Origin of the sequence: Daejeonella sp. (assembly GCF_044232565.1) — a bacterium.
Lineage (GTDB): Bacteria > Bacteroidota > Bacteroidia > Sphingobacteriales > Sphingobacteriaceae > Daejeonella.
In genome coordinates this window covers 1-17,863 of sequence record NZ_JBIILQ010000033.1, presented here as the reverse complement: position 1 = coordinate 17,863, position 17,863 = coordinate 1, and the positions used below count along the sequence as shown (strand labels likewise).

11 protein-coding genes, 2 tRNA genes, 1 other RNA gene and 1 pseudogene are annotated in these 17,863 nt (G+C 34.7%); 8 read left to right on the top strand and 7 right to left on the bottom strand.

Translation table 11 applies throughout. The features are described from left to right. The coding region (locus tag ACILQF_RS03475; protein ID WP_395626023.1) for a polysaccharide biosynthesis protein at positions 1 to 2,101 on the top strand (2,101 nt) is incomplete at its 5' end. Between the two features lie 181 nt (positions 2,102 to 2,282). Then, on the top strand, positions 2,283 to 2,603 hold the full coding sequence (locus ACILQF_RS03470; RefSeq protein WP_395626022.1) for a helix-turn-helix domain-containing protein: 321 nt from the start codon (positions 2,283 to 2,285) through the stop codon (positions 2,601 to 2,603). Positions 2,604 to 2,974: 371 nt separating this feature from the next. On the opposite strand, the gene ACILQF_RS03465 is transcribed toward ACILQF_RS03470, so the two are convergent. The 4 genes from ACILQF_RS03465 to ACILQF_RS03450 form a co-directional block, all read right to left on the bottom strand. Beyond that, positions 2,975 to 4,039, bottom strand: coding sequence for a response regulator (locus ACILQF_RS03465; RefSeq protein WP_395626021.1), 1,065 nt, complete (start codon positions 4,037 to 4,039; stop codon positions 2,975 to 2,977). Between the two features lie 742 nt (positions 4,040 to 4,781). Next, positions 4,782 to 4,867, bottom strand: a tRNA-Leu gene (locus ACILQF_RS03460). Between the two features lie 54 nt (positions 4,868 to 4,921). Continuing rightward, positions 4,922 to 4,997, bottom strand: a tRNA-Gly gene (locus tag ACILQF_RS03455). A 68-nt stretch (positions 4,998 to 5,065) separates the two neighbouring features. After that, entirely contained in the window at positions 5,066 to 5,554 is a 489-nt protein-coding gene (locus ACILQF_RS03450; RefSeq protein WP_395626020.1) for a regulatory protein RecX, read from the bottom strand. A gap of 59 nt (positions 5,555 to 5,613) precedes the next feature. Here ACILQF_RS03450 and ACILQF_RS03445 point away from each other — a divergent pair, with 59 nt between their 5' ends. From ACILQF_RS03445 to ACILQF_RS03435, 3 genes are all read left to right on the top strand, one after another. Beyond that, positions 5,614 to 8,073 (top strand): bifunctional UDP-N-acetylmuramoyl-tripeptide:D-alanyl-D-alanine ligase/alanine racemase, encoded by a 2,460-nt coding sequence (locus ACILQF_RS03445; RefSeq protein ID WP_395626019.1) that lies wholly within the window; start codon positions 5,614 to 5,616, stop codon positions 8,071 to 8,073. Next, complete coding sequence (locus tag ACILQF_RS03440) at positions 8,066 to 8,656, top strand: DUF502 domain-containing protein (RefSeq protein ID WP_395626018.1); 591 nt, start codon at positions 8,066 to 8,068, stop codon at positions 8,654 to 8,656. The genes ACILQF_RS03445 and ACILQF_RS03440 overlap by 8 nt, the downstream gene beginning before the upstream one ends. 74 nt (positions 8,657 to 8,730) lie before the next feature. Then, positions 8,731 to 9,216, top strand: coding sequence for a D-glycero-alpha-D-manno-heptose-1,7-bisphosphate 7-phosphatase (locus ACILQF_RS03435; protein ID WP_395626017.1), 486 nt, complete (start codon positions 8,731 to 8,733; stop codon positions 9,214 to 9,216). 97 nt (positions 9,217 to 9,313) lie between these two features. On the opposite strand, the gene fsa is transcribed toward ACILQF_RS03435, so the two are convergent. Together fsa and ffs are read right to left on the bottom strand one after the other, a co-directional pair. Next, positions 9,314 to 9,973, bottom strand: coding sequence for a fructose-6-phosphate aldolase (gene fsa, locus ACILQF_RS03430; RefSeq protein WP_395626016.1), 660 nt, complete (start codon positions 9,971 to 9,973; stop codon positions 9,314 to 9,316). A gap of 257 nt (positions 9,974 to 10,230) precedes the next feature. Continuing rightward, positions 10,231 to 10,330: signal recognition particle sRNA small type (ffs, locus tag ACILQF_RS03425), an RNA gene on the bottom strand. 217 nt (positions 10,331 to 10,547) lie between these two features. On the opposite strand from ffs, the gene gltB reads away from it, so the two are divergent. Both gltB and ACILQF_RS03415 read left to right on the top strand, forming a co-directional pair. After that, positions 10,548 to 15,074, top strand: coding sequence for a glutamate synthase large subunit (gltB, locus tag ACILQF_RS03420; protein ID WP_395626015.1), 4,527 nt, complete (start codon positions 10,548 to 10,550; stop codon positions 15,072 to 15,074). Beyond that, complete coding sequence (locus ACILQF_RS03415; RefSeq protein WP_395626014.1) at positions 15,074 to 16,549, top strand: glutamate synthase subunit beta; 1,476 nt, start codon at positions 15,074 to 15,076, stop codon at positions 16,547 to 16,549. The genes gltB and ACILQF_RS03415 overlap by 1 nt, the downstream gene beginning before the upstream one ends. Positions 16,550 to 16,601: 52 nt before the next feature. On the opposite strand, the gene ACILQF_RS03410 is transcribed toward ACILQF_RS03415, so the two are convergent. Next, the gene (locus ACILQF_RS03410) at positions 16,602 to 17,135 is read right to left on the bottom strand and encodes an RNA methyltransferase (protein WP_395626013.1); all 534 of its coding nucleotides are present in this window, start codon (positions 17,133 to 17,135) and stop codon (positions 16,602 to 16,604) included. A 104-nt stretch (positions 17,136 to 17,239) separates the two neighbouring features. On the opposite strand from ACILQF_RS03410, the pseudogene ACILQF_RS03405 reads away from it, so the two are divergent. Further along, positions 17,240 to 17,863 (top strand): annotated as a pseudogene (locus tag ACILQF_RS03405) (galactose mutarotase); the annotation flags it as partial.

The following is a 17,863-nucleotide window of genomic DNA, read 5'->3' as shown; positions in this document are numbered from 1 at the left end:
AGCATTTCTGCTTCAAATTTTAGAATATTTAAACTGCCTTCGGTTTAATTCAAGGTTACTATTTTCTTTCTTAGTATTCCTCAGCTCCATTTGTCAGACTGCCGCCTCCTTAACGCTAATAGTTCATCTTAAACCTCATTTTACTAAAATGATACATACCATTTTCCAAGAAAAAACATCTTCGCGATGGCTAATTTTTTCAATAGATTTTTTAATACTTAGCCTAGCTTTTGTATTGTCATTTCTGATTATACAGAAGTTTCAATTGCAGGAATTATTTACATCTAGCTTTCTTTTTTATTTACTTTCTTTTATTTTTCTTCGGACTGTTGTTTTCCTTTTTATAAGAATTCACACCGGAATAATTCGACATTCAAATACAGAAGATATTATTCGGATTTTTAAAGCTGTTTCTATTAGTAGTTTGCTTTTTTGGTTGGTTAGCAATTCTTTATTCATTCCTATTTTAAATGTCAATCTTGATGCTCTGGAAGCTGTAATCATTGTTGATTTTTTCATTTCTGCTTCTTTACTTATTATTTTAAGAGTAACAGTAAAAAGTCTGTTTTCATTTATAAAAAGCCTTGATTCTATAAATCCAAAGGTCGAAAATGAAAATATTCTGATTTACGGCTCGGATAAAAATGCGCTACTAATAAAAAGGGTATTTGAACTTTCTCAAGAAAAGAATTATAAAATTATTGGCTTTGTTGATGATGATCCTGGCCGAATTAATAAAAATCTAGAACAATTAGAGGTTTACGCTTCAGGAACAATTCCACTTCTCAAAAAAAAATACGGACTCGATAAATTAGTGATCATGTGTGATGATCTTAATAATTCAAAAAGAAATCCTGTAATAAAGCAGTGTATTAAACTCGGAATTAGTATTTTATCTGTTCCTCATTCCTCCCAGTGGATTAATGGAAATTTGAGCTTAAATCAAATAAAAAGCTTAAATATTGAAGATCTTTTGCAAAGAGCACCAATTATTCTTAAGAAGGATAATATTTTTAGAGAACTGGCTGGTAAAAGAATATTGGTTACGGGTGCTGCTGGATCCATCGGTTCGGAAATGGTTCGTCAGCTTTTGAACTATAGCCCAGAACTTTTAATCCTTTGTGATCAAGCTGAAACACCACTTCATGAATTACAGTTGGAAATTGAGGAACATCATCCAAAGGCTCCGGTAAAATTTTTTATGGCCAATATTCAAAATGCCAAACGAATTAAGACTTTATTTTCTGTTTTTCGGCCCCAAGTAGTTTTTCATGCCGCTGCATATAAGCATGTTCCTATGATGGAAGATAATCCATTTGAAGCGATTTTAACTAATGTACTTGGGACAAAGAATTTAGCAGATATGTCTCTTGAATATAAAGCGGAGAAATTTATCATGATTTCTACTGATAAAGCAGTTAACCCAACAAATATTATGGGAGCTTCAAAACGTTTGGCCGAAATGTATATTCAATCTCTGAATTTTCATCAGGCAAGAGAAATGTCAATTCAAGAAATTTCTGATAATAAGGAAGTCCCAACGCGCTTCATTACCACTCGCTTTGGAAATGTTTTGGGTTCCAACGGCTCTGTGGTTCCTCGATTTAAAGATCAAATTAAAAAAGGTGGTCCCCTTACGATTACTCATCCCAAAATCACACGATATTTTATGACTATTCCAGAATCAGTTCAGTTGGTTTTGGAAGCAAGCGCAATGGGTAAAGGCGGGGAGATTTTTATTTTCGATATGGGTGAACCCGTTAAAATAGTCGATATGGCTATCAATATGATCCGCTTAGCGGGCTTAATACCAGAAAAAGATATCAATATAATATTCACAGGTTTGCGTCCAGGGGAGAAGCTATATGAAGAGCTTTTGAACAAAGGAGAAAACATCATACCAACACATCACTCAAAAATAAAAATCTCTAAAGTGATCAATTTTCACTTTTTCTATGTGGAAAGGATGATAAGTGAATTAATAGAATTGATGGATTTGGATGATCAAATCGGCCTTGCAAGGAAATTAAATGAGATTATTCCCGAATTTAAAAGCAATAATGCTGTTTATTGTAAGTCAGATGAAATAGTAGTTAACTAGGAGTTTATTATGTTTTTAATCAATGTCTATTTTATTCATAATCAATGTTTTACTTGATTATAATCAAGTAAAATTTATTTGGTTAGTTCTAATTTGGAATATTGTTTCAGACGATGAATTGATTGTCAATTTGGTATGTCTTAAGTGATTTTTGATCTTATAAATTTAAATTTTTTTGATTATGAATAATGGGGAAATTGTTGAACATGTAATTCGCAGAAATAATATTAGTATAAGTGAATTATCTAGGAGACTGCGAGTTAGCAGAAGGTCGATTTATAATTGGTTTACTCAAAAAAATTTGAGTTTTGATATTATTCTTCAAATAGGAGAGGTTTTGGATTATGATTTTTCTTCTGATTTTCCAGATAAATTAAATGGTAGAAAGCCAAATCCTACTCAAGTATATCAGGGCGACGTCCAAATGAATGATTTTCAAAATTCTGCTAACTATTGGAGAAATAAGTATATCAATCTCCTCGAAAAATATAATGAAGTCTGATAAGATTTGATTTTCATGAAAATTTAATCCAAAATCAATATAAATAAAAAATAATCCACAGAGTATGCCCGTTTTCTTGAAAAAGGTCCCAATTTATTCTAGTGCAAGAGTCGCCAGCTAGGCCAGCTGTATCCACACTGAGCATAATTGTTTAAAAAACAATTATTCCTTTCCTTTCCAAAAAGAATTGCTTGAAAGTGAGATCAATAGAATATTTAAACCTTTACAATATTACAGGCATACTTTCCAGTGGAAACCAAATCATTTTAATTCTTGAAATTTTAAGATTTAGTAAATAAACTAAGAAGCCCCCTTTTTTTAAAGGGGGCTTCTTAGTTTTAAATTAATTGATTTTTTTGAATAATAAACAATCAATGTCTTAAATTTCGTATTTTTTGCTCATCAAGAACTACTATTGTTCCATTATCATCTACTTCTATGAGTTTTTCTGTCTTGAATTCTTTTAGAGTTCTTATTGTAGATTCTAAAGATGAACCCACTACATGGGCAAGATCTTCACGAGACACGCTGATCATACTTTTTCCATTTTTACTTTCTTTCAATTTATCAATTAATCGAACCATTCCGATTGCAACTTTTTTTCTTAATGAATTATAAGCCATATTGATGATTAGCTTTTCATTCTCTGTAATATTGCTGGATAACATGCCAATAAATTCTTTTGAAATATTGGAGTTGGTATGAATTTTTTGCATGAAATCATCCTTCGGAATCAAAATAATGGATGAATCTTCCATAAGTTTAGCATTTTTACTGTAATTACTTTCTTTTAATATTTCAGTATATCCAAAAAAGTCTCCTGTCGAATAAATGCCTGTTATCAGTTCCTTGCCATCCTCATTCACAATAAATTCCTTTACTTTTCCTGATTTAATATAGTAAACATAAGATGGGCGCTGCCCCAGAGTATATAAGATATGCTTTCTTTTGAAATTCTGCATTTCATGCTTATCATTTATCAAACTACTTTGTTTAGCATTGCTAATAGGGCTAAATGTTGATTCATTATCAGAGTCGTTTGTTAAATGAAATTTATTTTTAAGATTTTCGTTTTTTTCAATTCTTAACCTAATTGTATTAAGTAAATCATTACTGTCAAATGGTTTAACGAGGTAATCGTCGGCACCTAAGCTCATTCCTTTTCGTTGAGCAACATAATCAGCATTGCCAGAAAGAAAAATAAAAGGTGTACCCGCAGTTTTTGGGTGATTGCTCAAAATATGTATAACTCCGAAGCCATCTATGTCAGGTATGGAGACATCACAAATTATAAATTCCGGATTCTCCTTTAATGCAGTTTCTATTCCACTTTTACCATTGTCGCAACTTAATACCTCATAACCAGAAAGACTTAGTAATTGATCCAGTTTGTCTCTAAAAGATTTATCATCTTCAATCAATAAGATTTTTTTCATTTTAAATTCTTTGAATGGGTCTTAATACCTCCAGTAATTAAATAAATTTTGATGTTTTTGTTTACTAATAGTTATTATTTAATTGATTTTTTTTTAATAGTTAACAGATTTAAGTCTTCTATTCATAAACATTTCAATTTTATTTAGTTTAATGTTTTAGGATACATCAAACTATTGCTATTAAAAAATGAATTTATTTCAATCTTTTCTTTTCAGAATGAAATAATGTTCGCAGGATTAATATTTAAAATTAATTTAATTTGTAAGCAAACCTTATGATTTTAATCATGAGATAAATTGATTAAAATCATAATGAAAATTAAAATCTTTAATGTATATTTTATTAATTTCTGTTTTTTTATTTGTTTAGAATTTATATGTGTTATAACTCATTTAAATTACATAGAATTTTCTCAAGTAGTGAACTGAATTGCTTTATTAATGTCATTTTACAGATAATCACATATTCTTAGCTTTTAGCAATAGTTTTTTCCGTTTAAGATTTCTCAAACTACATTTATTTGGATGGATTTTTATACGGGAAGCCGTAAAAACAAAAATTAACAGATATGTTAATAGGATGTGAGGAGCCTATCAATATAATTCAAGAAAAATATCAGTTTTTATATTAGAAATATGAGTTTCAAGACTTTGTAATCTTTTGAATTTCAACTGTTGGGAATAATCTATGGTTCTAGATTTAGTCTAAAATGACAAAAGCCGATCCTAAAATCAGCTTTTGTACTCGGAGCGGGAATCGAACCCGCACGACCTTTAAGGGTCACAGGATTTTAAGTCCTGCGTGTCTACCAGTTCCACCATCCGAGCGTGGATTAATTTATTTCAAACAAAAATTCCCTCTGTAAGGAGGGATTTTTTAATTGGAGCGAAAGACGAGATTCGAACTCGCGACCCCGACCTTGGCAAGGTCGTGCTCTACCAACTGAGCTACTTTCGCATTTTGGTGAGTGCAAATATATGCAGAAAAGCTATTCTAACAAGTATTTTTTATTTTTTTTATTAATATTAATCTAACTTATTGCTAATCAGTATGTCAGAGATTAAGTTGAGCTCAAATCCTTTGCCTGAACCGTATCGAGTTAACAGATATCGATGCTTAAATGGATCTTTTTCAGTTATAGTTTCCGCTTTTTTTTCTAATATTCTTCTTAATACCAGCAAATAATCCTCATCATCAATGGCTTGAAGTGATTTCTTAATCAATTGATCAGGAACACGCTTTAATTTTAAGGCTTGTTTGATCTTTATTTTCCCCCAGCCCTTTATTCTGAACTTCCCCAAGGTATAGGCCAAAGCAAAGCGTTCTTCATTCAAAAAATTAGATTCAATTAATTCACATATAATCTCTTCGACATCTTTTTGATATAAACCCCATTCATACAGCTTATTACGTATTTCATACTGTGATCTCTCCTGATAGGCACAGTAATTCTCTGCCTTAAGTTTAGCCTGTTGTCTGCTAAAAATTTTCGGTTTTAATTGTTCATTTTCCAAAGCGCTGAAATATCGTAAATATTTGATAAGATTTCTTAAAATTTATTGAAATTTACATCATGAATCATCTGCTATATAAGCCGGAAGAAATAACCTTGATATTGAATGCTCAAGCCTTTATTAAGGATGAGCAATTTACTATTAGAACATTACTCACGGATAGTCGAAAATTGAACGACACTGTCCACGGTCTATTTTTTGCCCTAAAACTACGAAGAGATGGTCATAAATTCATTCCCGATGTGTATAAGCTAGGTGTTCGTAATTTCGTAATTTCTGATGCTGATTTTCCTATTGAAAAATATCCAGAAGCGAATTTTTTCCTGGTTCGCAACTCATTAAAAGCACTTCAAGATTTAGCAAAAGCACATCGATTTAAGTTTGATTACCCAGTAATTGGCATAACTGGCAGCAATGGCAAGACTATTGTAAAGGAATGGATTTACCAACTTCTTTCACCAGAAAAAAACATAGTCCGCAGTCCCAAAAGTTTTAATTCCCAGATCGGCGTACCTATTTCGGTTTGGGATATGGCGCGAGAGAATAATCTAGCAATTTTTGAAGCTGGAATTTCAAAGGCTGGAGAGATGCAGAATCTGGCTGATATCATTCATCCAACAATTGGAATACTTACTAATATTGGAGAGGCTCATCATTCTGGATTTGAATCTATTGAGGATAAAATCAAGGAGAAATTAAAGCTTTTTGAATCGGTAGATCTCTTTATTTACTCCCCAAAATACCTTGCTCAATGTAAGGATATATTGCCAGGCAAAAATAAATTCAGTTGGAGTTTTGATGAAGACGCCGATCTTCAGGTATTTAATGCTGAATTAATTGAGAATAATTCTCAGCGTTTACATGCATATTATTTAGGGGAGGAAATTCAAGTAGTAATTCCATTTAAAGATCAAGCATCCACAGAAAATGCGGTGATTTGTTGGGCCACCATGTTGGCGTTAAAATATAATCCTGAACTAATAAGCCGAAGACTAGAAATGTTAGTTTCTATAGGAATGCGGCTTGAATTAAAAACTGGTATCAATAATTGCTCCATCATTGATGATTCCTACAGCTTAGATCTTTCATCGCTTGCAATTGCTTTAGACTTTTTAAAGCAGCAAAATCAGCATTCACGTCGGACTTTAATTCTTTCAGATATTCCTGGAGACGAATCGAAGTTAATTTATGATAAAATCAGCAATTTAATTATCGATAAATCTGTTGATAGACTTATTGCTGTTGGCGAGAAAATAGGTAAATATGCAGTTCATTTTCCTTGTGAGGTGGAATTGTTTAAAAATACTGCCCAACTTATTGAATTTTTCCCATCCATAAAGTTTCAAAATGAAACTATTCTTTTAAAGGGTGCTAGAGCATTTGAATTTGAAAATATTAGTCGCCTTTTAACACAAAAAGTCCATGAAACTGTTCTTGAAATAAATTTAAATGCCCTAGAGCATAATCTTAATTATTACAAGTCTAAACTAGGATCTGGTGCCAAGATAATGGCCATGGTAAAGGCTTTTTCTTATGGAAGTGGGAGCTTTGAAATTGCCAATTTGTTGGAATTTAATCAGGTTGATTATTTGGCTGTGGCTTATGCCGATGAAGGAGTTGCTCTCAGAATGGCAGGTACAAGTCTCCCAATTATGGTGATGAGTCCCGATTTAATGGCTTTTGATACCATAATTAAACATGGACTAGAACCTGAAATCTATTCTATTCGTATTTTGAATGATTTTGCAGAGGTTTTAAAGAATAAAGGCCTAAGTGCTTATCCCATTCATATTAAACTTGATACGGGCATGCACCGCCTTGGTTTTATGGAGCAAGACTTAGATCAATTACTTTTATTTTTGAAGGATACTAAGCTCATGCAGGTAAAGAGTGTTTTCTCACATCTGGTAGCCAGTGAAAATCCTGAGCATGATAATTTCACAAGAAGTCAAATAAAACTATTTAATAAGTTATCGGATAGAATTAGTCATGTTCTTAACTATCCTTTTTTACGTCATCTAGCAAATTCATCGGGTATAAGTCGCTGGCCGGAAGCACAATTCGAAATGGTGCGACTTGGAATTGGTTTATATGGGATAGATTCGTCACTAACTGAAAATTCTCCGCTACAAACAGTAACTTCGCTGAAAACCAGTATTACTCAAATCAAACAGATTCCTGCTGGAGAAACAATTGGTTATGCTAGAGAAGGGAAGATGCCTAATGGTGGAACAATTGCAACAGTAAAAATAGGTTATGCCGACGGTTATAATCGTAAATTGGGGAGCGGTAAGGGTAAAATGCTGGTCAGAGGACAAATAGTTCCAACAATTGGTAAAATTTGTATGGATATGTGTATGATTGATATTAGTGGTGTACATGCTGAGGAAGGTGATGAAGTTATTGTATTTAATGAACTTATTCGTGTGCAAGATATTGCTAATCAGCTAGATACTATCCCTTATGAAGTGCTTACAGGTATTTCACAGCGAGTAAAACGAATTTATTATTATGAATAGAATTATAAAGTCTTTATTTAACTACTTGGTAAGAGGTGCATTGGTTATTTTGCCAATAGCTGCCGCTTTATTTTTTATCTATTGGGCAGTTTCGAAGGTAGACTCTGCGCTTAATTTAAGTAATGTTATTTGGGTAGATCAGACAGGGAAACCTGTTTATATCCCAGGATTAGGAATTCTGACGGTAATCGTAATTCTGATTATTGTGGGAATAATTGTTACGAATTTTGTTACTGAACCAATTAAAAAATGGTTTGGTCGCTGGTTTAAAAGATTACCAGTTTTCAATGTAATTTATACATCATTTAAAGATTTAACAGAGGCTTTTGTTGGTGATGATAAAAAGTTTAGTGAGCCTGTGGTGGTTGAAATTAATGAAAGCGGTTTGAAGCAAATAGGTTTTTTAACACAAAAGGACTTGTCAAAAATTGGATATTCAGGCGATGTTGCTGTTTATTTCCCTTTGTCATACTCATTTGCTGGTCAGCTATGTATAGTAAATTTAAATAAGGTTAAGCCATTGAATATGAGTGCAAGTGAAGCCATGAAATTTATTGTATCAGGTGGGGTTAGTCAGTTATAAGCTTGTTTTCACATCTTTTTCTCATACATGAATTCTAACAATGGATATGCTTAATGCCTTTAATTTAATTAAATATGAATAAAGCTGTTTTTCTGGATAGAGATGGTGTTTTAAATAAGGAGTTGGGAGATTATGTCTGTCGTTTGGAAGATTTTAAAGTCCTTGATCATAATTTCAAGGCCTTAAAGGAATTGCAAAATAGGGGATACCTACTAATTGTGATTACTAATCAGGGAGGGCTTGCAAAAGGATGGTACACAGTTGATATTCTCAATAATATGCATGATCAATTAAAAAAAGAATATGCAGAGCAAGGAGTGCTAATTTCTGAGGTTTATTATTGCAACCATCATCCTGAATACAATGGGAAATGTTTATGCCGTAAACCTGGATCTTTAATGCTTGAAAAAGCTATAGCTCGTTTTAAAGTGGATGCCTCTAAATCCTATTTTATTGGCGATAGAGAACGAGATGTATTAGCAGGGGAGGCAGCTGGAGTTAAAGGTATTTTGATCGACAGCGATCAGCCAATTGGGGAAATTTTAAATTTGATTCTCTAAATTTCTAATAGCCTTCATAATTTTAAAGATAAATAGTCTGAAATAAGAAAAGCATAGAACTATTTGTTCTATGCTTCTCCAATTTACTGAATACTATTTATTTACTAGCAGCTTTTGCATGATCTGCAAGAAATTGTGCTAATCCAATGTCTGTTAATGGGTGTTTTGATAAAGCTATCATCGCAGATAGCGGACCAGTAATTACGTCAGCACCTATCTTAGCGCAGTTAATGATATGCATTGGATGACGTACAGAGGCAGCTAGAATTTGAGTATCAAATCCATAATTATCATAGATTAAACGAATATCTTCAATTAGTGTCAAGCCATCCGTAGAAACATCATCGAGACGGCCAATAAAGGGTGAAACATAAGTTGCACCCACTTTTGCAGCTAATAGAGCCTGACCGGATGAAAATACCAAGGTGCAATTGGTTTTTATTCCCTTTGAACTAAAGTGCTTTATTGCTTTAATACCTTCTGTTATCATTGGCACTTTTACTACAATTTTTGGGTCTAAAGCAGCTAAAATTTCTCCTTCTTTAACCATATTTTCAAAGTCAGTCGAAATTACCTCTGCACTTACATCGCCCTCAACTAAGGCACAAATAGCTTTATAATGGTTAATAACATTCTGGTCGCCTGTAATACCTTCCTTCGCCATTAGGCTAGGATTAGTTGTTACTCCATCTAATATTCCTAGTGCCTGTGCTTCTTTAATTTGGGCTAGGTTTGCAGTGTCTATAAAGAATTTCATTTCAAATTTTTATTTATTGTAGATTTTGTGAATTGCATTTTTGTAGCTGTAAATTTATTCTATTTTTTGAAAAGAATTCGAAATTATAAGCAATAATACTAGCATTCATATCGTGAATTAAGTATAATACTCCTTTATTGCCCAAGTTAATTTAAAAAAGAAAGAAACAACTGAAAAGTCAATTATTGAATGATCCTGAAGACGGATATTAAAACTCATAGACAAGCTGTCTAATTATCTAATTGACAAAATGAAAAAATGGGCAAGCACCTTTTATCGCACCGCTACAACCTTCTACCCTTGCTGCGTTCCCGCCCTGGGGGAGTTCAAAGGGAGCTGGTCGTAAAAGACTTGCCCATCACAAAAGTAAAAAAAAAATGGAGATAATGCTCCTATGCCCATAAATAGATATATGAAATACGAATTATATAATTAATTCATTATTTATTTATAATAATTTAATTTATTAATATATAAATTGATATATTTTTGAATGAATGACAAAAATCATTATCAATTAAGCAATTAGTCTATTTTTTTTCTATTTTAGGGAAAAATAAATCAGTGAATATTAATGACAAATAAAGACGAGCAAACTCAAGGTCTATACCACTCATCCTTGGAACATGATGCCTGTGGAGTTGGTTTTATTGCAAATATTAAGGGAAGCAAGTCTCATCAGATTGTAAGTGATGCGCTTACTATCTTAGAAAACATGGAACACCGTGGTGCTTGTGGTTGTGATCCAGATTCAGGGGATGGAGCAGGGATATTAATTCAGATTCCTCATGATTTTTTTAAGCAAGAAGCCCATAAGATTAATATCAATTTGGACAAGGCAGGAAGCTATGGTGTAGGAATGTTATTCTTCCCTAAAAAGCCTACTATTAAAGAAGCTTGTCGCAGGGCAATATCCAAAGCAGCCGAAAAATTGGGTTTAACTATTCTGGGATACCGAAAAGTACCAGTTAATACCGGAATTATTGGCGAAGCCGCATTTTCTTCAGAGCCGGATATTGAGCAGGTTTTTATCGCTAAGCCAGCAAATATTCATACTCCTGCAGATTTTGAACGTAAATTATACGTTCTTAAAAATTATATAACTAAAACAATTAGCGAATCTGTTGTTGGTGCTGAACAGCAGTTTTATATTGTTTCTTTATCACAAAATGTAATCATTTACAAAGGTGAGTTTACCAGTAGTCAGGTTCGTGTTTATTTCCCTGATCTTAACGATGAGTGCTTAACCTCTGCTTTTGGGATGATTCATTCTCGCTTTTCTACCAATACATTTCCCTCATGGCGTCTTGCTCAACCTTTCCGATTTATTGCTCATAATGGAGAAATAAATACATTAAAAGGGAATTTAAATTGGTTTTATTCGGGCATTCGTTCTTTTGCTTCGCCATTTTTTTCTAAAGATGAAATGGATATGCTTTTGCCAGTAATTGATAATAATCAATCGGATTCTGCATGTCTAGATAATGTGATTGAGTTGCTCTTTCATTGCGGTCGATCATTGCCTCATGTGATGATGATGCTGATTCCGGAGGCTTGGGATGGTAACGAACAAATGGATCCTACCACCAAAGCATTTTACGAATATCATGCTACTTTAATTGAGCCTTGGGATGGTCCCGCAGCAATCGCATTTACAGATGGACATTTAATTGGTGCAACACTTGATCGCAACGGACTGCGACCACAGCGATATGTAATCACGAGTGATGATCAGATTATCGTCGCTTCTGAAGCAGGTGTTTTGCCTGTTGATGAATCTAAAGTTATTAAAAAAGGTCGCCTGCAACCCGGGAAGATGCTTGTTGTAGACACTATTAAAGGTCAAATAATTGAAGATGACGAAATTAAGAGAGTGATTACTTCTAAACAACCTTATGGAACTTGGCTTGAAAATTATAAAATTAAATTAGAAGATCTTGATGAGCCTCGTGTGGCTTTCACGCAATTGTCGAATGAATCTACCTTCAAATACCAGCAGGTTTTTGGTTTCTCTCGTGAAGATATCGAAACTTTAATCATGCCAATGGCGCTAAATGGTAAAGAAGCTATTGGCTCGATGGGTACTGATACGCCTTTGGCTGTGTTTTCTGATCGTCCTCAACATTTGGCAAATTATTTTAAACAATTATTTGCACAGGTTACAAATCCACCTATTGATCCAATAAGAGAGCGTTTGGTGATGAGCCTGGCTGGATTTATGGGGAATAATGGAAACATCCTTGATGAAGATAAAATGCATTGCCATTGTGTAGCATTACCTCATCCTGTTTTAAGTAATACAGAACTTGAAAAAATTAGAAGTATCGATACAGGATCTTTTCAGGCTAAAACTTTACAGACTTATTTTAAAGCCGACGGACAAGCAGGTTCTCTGCAAAGAGGTCTTGAACGTTTGTGTAGATATGCTGAAGATGCTGTTCATGATGGTTTTGAAGTGTTAATACTCTCTGATCGTGCAATTGACTCGGAGCATGCTCCAATTCCTTCTTTACTTGCAGTTTCAGCTGTTCATCATCATCTAATAAAAAAGGGACTTCGTGGTGCTGTAGGAATTATGGTTGAAGCAGGAGATGTTTGGGAAGTTCATCATTATGCATGTCTCATTGCATTCGGCGCTACAGCAATAAATCCTTATCTGGCTCTAGCAACTATACGTAAACTAAAAACTGATGAGAAGATAGACACTACCCTGGATTTGAAGGCTTTATATAAAAATTATACAAAGTCAATTAATGATGGACTTCTCAAAATATTCTCTAAAATGGGAATATCAACCTTACAATCGTATCATGGTGCTCAAATATTTGAGATCATTGGATTAAATCAGGATGTAATTGATCATTATTTTACCGGTGCTGTTTCAAGAATTAGTGGAATGGGCCTTGACGATCTTGCTGAAGAAGCTTTACGTAAGCATTATTTAGGTTTTAGACGTACTGGCGTTGAAGCTAGATTATTACCTGATGGGGGTGTTTATCAATGGAAAAGAAAGGGTGAAGCTCATCTTTTTAATCCTGAAACGATTCATTTATTACAGCATTCTACTAGGACTAATAACTACGAAGTTTACAAGAAGTATGCGAAGCACATAAATAAGCAAACGGATGCCTTGTATACCATTCGCGGACTCCTAGACTTCGCGCATCATCGTCAGCCAGTGCCTTTAGAGGAAGTTGAGCCGGTAGAGGCAATTTTAAAGCGTTTTGCAACCGGGGCAATGTCTTTTGGGTCAATTTCTCATGAAGCGCATAGCACGCTTGCTATAGCCATGAATAGCATTGGTGCGAAAAGTAATACAGGCGAAGGTGGTGAAGATGAATTAAGATATGAACCTATGGCTAATGGTGGTTCCATGCGGTCTTCCATTAAACAAATTGCATCGGGTAGGTTTGGAGTAACTGCAAATTACTTAAGCAATGCAGATGAGCTGCAGATAAAAATGGCTCAGGGTGCTAAACCGGGCGAGGGCGGTCAATTACCTGGTGATAAAGTGGATGAATGGATTGCCAAAGTTAGGCATGCTACTCCTGGTGTAGGCTTAATATCTCCGCCTCCTCATCATGATATCTATTCAATTGAGGATCTAGCTCAACTAATTTTCGACCTTAAAAATGCGAATCGTAAGGCTCGAATCAGTGTAAAACTTGTTTCAAAGGCAGGCGTTGGAACTATTGCAGCTGGTGTGGCAAAAGCGCACGCGGATGTTATTTTGATTTCTGGATACGATGGAGGTACAGGAGCTTCACCATTAACCTCTATTAAACACGCTGGGCTGCCATGGGAACTCGGTCTCGCCGAGGCGCAACAAACTTTAGTAAAGAACAAATTAAGAAGTAGAGTGGTGCTTCAAACCGATGGCCAGTTAAAAACAGGTAAGGATATTGCCATTGCTACTCTTTTGGGTGCAGAAGAATGGGGCGTAGCCACAGCTGCACTAGTTGCAGGGGGTTGTATCATGATGCGTAAATGTCATTTGAATACCTGCCCTGTTGGAGTTGCAACGCAGGATCCAGAGTTAAGGAAACTGTTTTCAGGTAAGCCTGAGCACATCGTTAATCTATTCAGGTTTATTGCTGAAGAATTACGTGAGATCATGGCCGAGCTTGGATTTAGAACTATAAATGATATGGTTGGAAGGGTTCAGTTTTTGAAAATGCGTGATGATGTGGATCATTGGAAGGTTAAAAACATCGATCTCTCAGCTATTTTATACGCTATGGATAATCCATCTGGTATGACCTTATATAATAGTGAGAAACAGGATCATAACCTAGATAATGTACTCGACTGGAAACTATTGGAACAGGCTAATAATGCCATAGATTCAAAAGAACCAGTATTTGCAGCCTTTGACATAAAAAATACAGATCGTACTACGGGTACGTTACTTTCAAATGAAATAACTAAAAAATATCATTCGGCAGGTTTAGCTTATAACACGATTAATTTTAAATTTAAAGGGTCAGCGGGACAAAGTTTCGGTGCTTTTTGTGTTAAGGGTATTTCTTTTGAGTTGGCAGGTGAAGCGAATGATTATGTTGGAAAAGGTCTTTCTGGAGCTCAATTAGTTATTTATCCAGCTCAAAACAGTAAAATTTTATCTCAAGATAATATCATTATAGGCAATGTGGCTCTTTATGGCGCTACTTCTGGCGAATTATTTGTGAGGGGCCAAGCCGGTGAACGTTTTGCCGTAAGAAATTCTGGAGCAACCGCAGTAGTAGAAGGGGTAGGTGATCATGGTTGTGAATACATGACAGGTGGAAGAGCTCTGATTCTGGGTAAAACAGGGCGGAATTTCGCCGCTGGTATGAGTGGTGGTATTGCTTGGGTATATGATCCGGATAATTCATTTGTGAGTAACTGTAATACTGAGATGGTAGAGTTAGACCCGTTAAGTCTGCAGGATGAAGAAGAAATTCAAAATTTGCTCAAAAAACACGTTTTACTCACTAAAAGTGAAGTAGCAAAATACATTCTGGGAGATTGGGAAAATGCTTCATCATCATTTATTAAAGTATTTCCATCTGAGTACAAGAGGGTTTTACAAAATCAACAATTACAACAATCAGCAGGATAATGGGAAAAGTTACAGGTTTTTTAGAATTTGATAGAGAGCTTCCTCAAAAAAGCTCTCCTCAAGAGCGATTAGAAAATTATAATGAATTTGTACAGGAATTTGAGCCTGAAAAGTTAAATCAACAAGCAGCTCGATGCATGAATTGTGGAATTCCTTTTTGCCATTCTGGTTGTCCGCTAGGAAATGTTATTCCTGAATTTAATGATGCTGTATATCAAGGTAAATGGGAAGAAGCTTATCTCATTCTTTCTTCCACCAATAATTTCCCCGAATTTACGGGTAGAATTTGCCCGGCGCCTTGTGAAGCAGCCTGTGTTTTAGGTATAAATAAACCAGCAGTAGCAATTGAAGAAATCGAAAAACACATTATCGAAATAGCATTTTCAAAGGGTTTTGTTAAGCCTAATGCGCCAATTCTTAAGTCAGGTAAAAAAGTAGCTATCATAGGTTCTGGTCCCGCGGGATTAGCTGCAGCAGCTCAAATGAACAAAGCCGGTCACGCTGTAACAGTTTATGAGCGTGATGATCAACCTGGAGGTTTACTAAGATATGGTATTCCAGATTTCAAGCTAGAAAAATCAATCATCGACCGCCGATTAGAAATTATGAAGCAGGAAGGTATTCAGTTTGTTTGTAATACTGAAATAGGGGTAAATGATGATATGAAGGCATTTATAGATCGACATGATGCTGTAATTATGGCTGCAGGTTCAACTATTCCACGAAATTTAAGCATTACGGGACGTGATTTGAAAGGAATTCATTTTGCTATGGATTTTTTAAAACAGCAAAATAAGGAACTAAATAATTCGGCAATTCTTGGAGAGCGAATTTTTGCCAAGGCTAAAGATGTTGTTGTTATTGGTGGCGGAGATACAGGTTCAGATTGTGTAGGAACATCTAATAGGCAGCATGCAAATTCAGTAAAACAGTTTGAACTAATGGTTCAACCCCCTCAACAAAGGAATGAAAATATGCCTTGGCCCATTTATCCCATGTTGCTGAAAACTACAAGTTCTCATGAGGAAGGTTGTGAGCGCTTCTGGGGTATTAATACCAAAGCATTTTTAGGCGATTTAAAAGGTAATTTAAGGGCAATTTTAGTGTCCGATGTGAGCTGGGAGCTTGATGCATTAGGTAGGCCAATTAAATTTAATGAAGTTGAGGGCTCAGAAAGAGAAATTCCTTGTCAGCTAGTTTTATTAGCAATGGGTTTCTTATACCCACAGCATCTGGGACTTATACAGAATTCAGGGTTAGAGCTTGATGATCGAGGTAATGTGAAGGCTGCTGAAGGTCAGTATCAAACGAATATTCAGAAGGTTTTTGCTGCTGGTGATATGCGTCGCGGACAATCATTAGTTGTTTGGGCTATTTCAGAGGGTAGAGAAGCTGCTCGAAAAGCTGATGAATTTCTTATGGGTAAAAGTAACTTGCCGAGTAAGGATCGAATCAATGAATATGTAAATATGTAATTTCAGATCTACAGAGCACCCTGATTTATTATTTGATTAAATCAGGGCGCTTTTATTGTAATTTTAATTTTGCGAAAAAATCCCACAAAACTATTCCTGCAGAAACAACAATATTGAAGGAATGCTTTGTTCCAAATTGTGGGATTTCGATGCAAGTATCAATCATATTCATTGCCTCATCACTTACGCCATTAACTTCGTTTCCAAATATTAATGCGAATTTTTGAGAATTATCAGGTTGGTAATTATTTAACATGGTGCTATTTTCAGCTTGTTCAATAGCAATGATGGTATATCCATCTGATTTTAAGTTATTTATAGCATCGCAAACATTTTCAAAATAAATCCATTCGATAGATTGTGTTGCTCCAAGTGCTGTCTTTTCAATTTCCCGATGGGGTGGTTGTGCAGTAATTCCGCAGAGGTAAATTTTCTCAATAGCGAAGCCATCAGAGGTGCGAAAAATTGAACCAATATTATGCATACTTCGCACATTGTCTAAAATTACCGCAAGAGGTAATTTTTCTTGTTTTTTAAAATCTTCGATACCTACACGACCAAGTTCTTCGGTTTTTAATTTTCGCATCCCCAAAAATAGCTTCTTCGAATGATATCAGCTTTATTATTTATTATTATTCAATTTTTATTTAATTTGAGGTCTTAAAATAAGTTTGTATTCAAGCCCCCAAAATGAAAATACATCAATCACATGCTTTGTTTCAGTATCAAGGAGAAGATATTTTCCTTTTTACATTGCAAAATAATAATGGGGTGGAGGTGTGTATAAGCAATTTAGGCGCTATTATTCAATCATTTAAAGTTCCAGATCGAAATAATAATCTCATTGATATTGTTTTAGGTTTTGACAAAATGGAACAATACCTAGATCCCGAATATTTAAAAACTGGAACTTACTTGGGTGCAATAATTGGTCGTTATGCTAATCGAATTGCTAATGCTAATTTTGAAATTGATGGTCAATGTTTTCAACTAAGTGAAAATTTTCCTCCACATCAACACCATGGTGGTTTTGAAGGTTTTGATAGGAAGGTTTGGCAGGTGCTAGATTTAGAAAATGGAATTGGTGGACAACTAAAAATGACTTATTTAAGTAAGGATTTTGAAGAAGGCTACCCTGGAAATCTTCAAGTTTCGATCAGCTTTGAGTTAAATGATAAAAATGAGCTAATTATTTCTACTGAAGCCACTACCGATAGTCCCACGGCCATTAACCTCACACATCATGATTATTTCAATTTGAATGGTTCAGGTAGGATAGATGATCATATAATACAAATAGTAGCCGACAAATAC

Bases quoted from the DNA above. Each gene is read 5' to 3' on its own strand.
- ACILQF_RS03470 (WP_395626022.1), top strand. From the start codon at position 2,283: ATGAATAATGGGGAAATTGTTGAACATGTAATTCGCAGAAATAATATT.
- ACILQF_RS03465 (WP_395626021.1), bottom strand. From the start codon at position 4,039: ATGAAAAAAATCTTATTGATTGAAGATGATAAATCTTTTAGAGACAAA.
- ACILQF_RS03445 (WP_395626019.1), top strand. From the start codon at position 5,614: ATGAATCATCTGCTATATAAGCCGGAAGAAATAACCTTGATATTGAAT.
- ACILQF_RS03440 (WP_395626018.1), top strand. From the start codon at position 8,066: ATGAATAGAATTATAAAGTCTTTATTTAACTACTTGGTAAGAGGTGCA.
- ACILQF_RS03435 (WP_395626017.1), top strand. From the start codon at position 8,731: ATGAATAAAGCTGTTTTTCTGGATAGAGATGGTGTTTTAAATAAGGAG.
- fsa (WP_395626016.1), bottom strand. From the start codon at position 9,973: ATGAAATTCTTTATAGACACTGCAAACCTAGCCCAAATTAAAGAAGCA.
- gltB (WP_395626015.1), top strand. From the start codon at position 10,548: ATGACAAATAAAGACGAGCAAACTCAAGGTCTATACCACTCATCCTTG.
- ACILQF_RS03415 (WP_395626014.1), top strand. From the start codon at position 15,074: ATGGGAAAAGTTACAGGTTTTTTAGAATTTGATAGAGAGCTTCCTCAA.
- ACILQF_RS03410 (WP_395626013.1), bottom strand. From the start codon at position 17,135: ATGCGAAAATTAAAAACCGAAGAACTTGGTCGTGTAGGTATCGAAGAT.